Source organism: Bianquea renquensis, from assembly GCF_014384895.1.
GTDB lineage: Bacteria > Bacillota > Clostridia > Lachnospirales > Bianqueaceae > Bianquea > Bianquea renquensis.
This window is the reverse complement of the sequence record NZ_JACRSQ010000088.1, coordinates 1-1,169: the sequence shown is the minus strand read 5'-3', so window position 1 is coordinate 1,169 and position 1,169 is coordinate 1. Positions and strand designations below refer to the sequence as shown.

The 1,169-nt window shown below is 46.7% G+C and carries 1 protein-coding gene; it reads right to left on the bottom strand.

The window, feature by feature from the left end:
- Positions 1–93: 93 nt before the first annotated feature.
- Entirely contained in the window at positions 94–1,065 is a 972-nt protein-coding gene (locus H8730_RS17320; protein ID WP_249290301.1) for a DDE-type integrase/transposase/recombinase, read from the bottom strand.
- Positions 1,066–1,169 lie beyond the last annotated feature (104 nt).

The window sequence follows — 1,169 nt, the reverse complement described above, 5'->3', positions numbered from 1 at the left end:
GTACGTTTGTCAATGATGTGAGACCGAAAAAGCGAAGGAGTTTGGAAGAGATATCGAGTTTGTTGACGAAGGGAGGGCGAAGCCCGACCGGAGTCAACAAACTCGGGAGGACTCCAAATCCTGCCGTTTTTGGATTGGAGATTTCCAACCAAGAACCGACATAGGAATGCGGTTGGATCGCCGTAAGTAGCGTTTCATCTGGATTTGCAAATCCTCATAAGAATAGAACTTCAGGTAATTATAGAACCGCTCTTGGTCATTCCTGTGACTGCGTTCCACTTTGCCGTTATGCCAAGGGGTCTTGGGTCGGATCGTCTTGTGGAGAATGTGAAGTTTGCTGCAAAGATCATCCAAAGGATGAATGCGTTTTGTCTTTTGTGTGTGAGTAAATTCTCCACCATTGTCCGTCTGAATCATATCAGGAGCATACCCAAAGTAAAGAATGGCACGGTGCACAAAGTCTACGGTGCTGTAGCTGCTGTTCTCCTTGTATGCATATAGGAACCGTTCTCTGCTTGCTTCTTCTATCATGGTATATTGGTAGAATTTCTCACCGTCCGTGCCCACATAACAGACCGTTGGCACATATTTTACATCCATTTGCCACTTTTTCCCCAATTCTGTAGGTGTATCGTAGTGACCCAGATGCTTGGATTTCTTCTTCGTGGATTCCACTTTCTTCCGGTAGCCGAGCCGGACGAACACACGATACAAGGATCCCGGGTGTCTGCTGTAGGCCTTCTCCTGACGAAGCTTACCATATAACTCGCAAACACTGATGTTGGGATTGCGGCGATGGTAAGTCCGGATCCAGTTCAATTCTTCCTCTGTGTGAGCGTTGGGATGTTGGCTGTGAGGACGGTGTGACTTGGGTACAAGGGATTCCTTTGTCCCGTCATACAGCTTGTTCCAGCGCATGAGAGAAGCTTTTGAGATGTGATATCGGCGCAGTACAAAGTCAAGATCCTTTGTCTGGCGGTAGAGCTTTACGGCGCCTTCTTTGGTACTCACCGTATGAGGCAAATATCGCTTGTTGTTTTTCTTTTCCTGTGCTACAATGTCCATGGCGATTGAGACCTTTCGTTAGGGTGTTGTTGTGGTGACTCTATTCTAACAAACTCTATCGCCTTTTTCTATACCCTTGGTCTCACATCTATTGTAACGCTACA

Bases quoted from the DNA above. Each gene is read 5' to 3' on its own strand.
- H8730_RS17320 (WP_249290301.1), bottom strand. From the start codon at position 1,065: ATGGACATTGTAGCACAGGAAAAGAAAAACAACAAGCGATATTTGCCT.